This window comes from Petrocella sp. (genome assembly GCF_059865615.1).
In genome coordinates, this window is the sequence record NZ_JCBCDA010000168.1 from 1 (window position 1) to 1,921 (window position 1,921).

A 1,921-nucleotide genomic window follows, 5' to 3' on the forward strand; every position below is an offset into this window, starting at 1 on the left:
AAAGCATATTTTAAGCAATACGAAATGGAAGATCAAATTATGGAGTTTGATACATCCAGTGCTACAGTAGCACTTGCAGCAGAAGCCATTGGTTGCGCGGCAGATAAAATAGCCAAAACGCTTGCGTTCAAAAAAGATGAAAGTTGTGTTTTGGTGGTGGCAGCAGGAGAAGCAAGGGTTGATAATCGTAAATTCAAAGAAACCTTCATGACCAAAGCCAAGATGCTATCTCCAGACGAAGTGCTTCACTTTACCGGCCATGAAGTCGGTGGTGTCTGTCCTTTTGCTATTGAACATGAAGCTGTCGAGGTTTACATAGATGTATCCTTAAAGGCATATGATAAGGTCTATCCGGCATGCGGTAGCAGCGACTCAGCTATAGAATTAACCATCGATCAATTGCATACTTTTGGTAAAGCTTTGGATTTTGTGGATGTATGCAAATAGTATAATAGGTCTTATTGATAATAAGTATATATTAGAAAAAACATCCGGTTTTTCTTACAGCAGGATGTTTTTTCTAATAAAATCACCTTGTTTAACCACAGGGTAATTAACTTGTTTTCTAATTGCTAGTGGTAATCGTATTTTTATGATACCATTTTTTGACGCTTATCGTTCAAATTGTTATCAGTATGCAGTTCTAAAGATGTCATCATCACAGCCAAAATTTAAAATTCAACCAGGATACATATCTGGCGCTGAGTACACCTCGTTGACCAAAAGTGCAATCGTAAAAGCTGTTAAAGCTGATTTAAATCAATACATTGGCACAGTGAAAGTAAGAGATTTTTATGAAACAACAAAAAATGCTGTTCCACCAAAAGGTTATCGTAAAGTTGCATTAGTAATTGCCCCTGGCGTTGATTATCACTGGTATGAACAAAATTCAAATGGATACTGGTCTCGTAAACGTGGATGGGATTCAGTTTCTAATAAGGATGCGGCTGGTAATATAATATCAAATCCCCAAACATGCAATAGAGATTATGGCACGTATCAATATACAAATTCTACGGGCACCTTAAGAACTTTATCATTGAATTACTCTAGCTTTGCAGGTTGGTTCATGGTTAAATAAATTTGGTTTATTTTATTTGAATTCTGCTGTATAATGATATGGCAATATTTATTATCAAATGGAAGGGAATGAAAAAATGAAAACTATTTCAAAATTATTTTTATTAGTGATTATAATCTTATCTTTATCTGCTTGTAACGGTGAGAAAGGCACTAAAGATTCAAAATTGAGCGAGATGCTATCCCAGTTAAAAATAGGAATGACTACTCAAGAAGTGATTGATATACTGGGGGAACCTACAAAAGATATTGGATCAGGGACTTATATATACGTCTATGACTTTGATGGGGAAAATATTTCCCTTTTATTTGATGGTAAAAACCAGCTTTTAGGGGGATCTATCAAGTCTGATGACAATAATGAAGAAAGTATATTTTAATCACATCGATTTTTAATTTCGTCTTCATTGCTTCAAATTTTTTCAGAAGATAAAAGCACATAAAATCTTGCGTATAAACATACGATTGATTTTATGTGCTTTATATATTCATGGCTTTGACCTACGGATTTTCCATAACTGCACATCTGGTTATTCTCTTTTGGCCTAATGAGATACTTTTTTTCATGTATATCCACACAATATACGGATTTCAATGATTCATAATATAATGTTTTTCGTTTCAGAGGGAATAGATAAAAAGAAGAGGCTTCTATATTTTTAGGTGAGAGATACTGTTGATGTTCTTTAATAGCGAAAAGGTAACTGTTCAGAACCCCTGATAGAGTCCTGAAAATTCATTGTGCAAAACAGAGAAATTTATTTTCTGTTTTGTTGCTGTTTTTTTGTATTGGTGGATAACTTATTTAGGATTCTTCCGTTCATATTGTCACTGTGGATTA

The 1,921-nt window shown here is 34.1% G+C and carries 3 protein-coding genes; all 3 read left to right on the top strand.

Going from position 1 to position 1,921, the window contains the following annotated elements; translation table 11 throughout:
* Positions 1-447 (top strand): YbaK/EbsC family protein (locus tag AC6F8J_RS15085; RefSeq protein WP_500724446.1); only part of this gene is annotated, 447 nt, incomplete at its 5' end.
* A gap of 145 nt (positions 448-592) precedes the next feature.
* On the top strand, positions 593-1,081 hold the full coding sequence (locus tag AC6F8J_RS15090; RefSeq protein WP_500724447.1) for a hypothetical protein: 489 nt from the start codon (positions 593-595) through the stop codon (positions 1,079-1,081).
* Between the two features lie 58 nt (positions 1,082-1,139).
* Positions 1,140-1,460 carry an outer membrane protein assembly factor BamE domain-containing protein gene (locus AC6F8J_RS15095; protein WP_500724448.1) on the top strand — a complete coding sequence of 107 codons (321 nt, stop codon included), beginning with the start codon at positions 1,140-1,142 and terminating at the stop codon, positions 1,458-1,460.
* Positions 1,461-1,921: the final 461 nt, after the last annotated feature.

Bases quoted from the DNA above. Each gene is read 5' to 3' on its own strand.
- AC6F8J_RS15090 (WP_500724447.1), top strand. From the start codon at position 593: ATGATACCATTTTTTGACGCTTATCGTTCAAATTGTTATCAGTATGCA.
- AC6F8J_RS15095 (WP_500724448.1), top strand. From the start codon at position 1,140: ATGGAAGGGAATGAAAAAATGAAAACTATTTCAAAATTATTTTTATTA.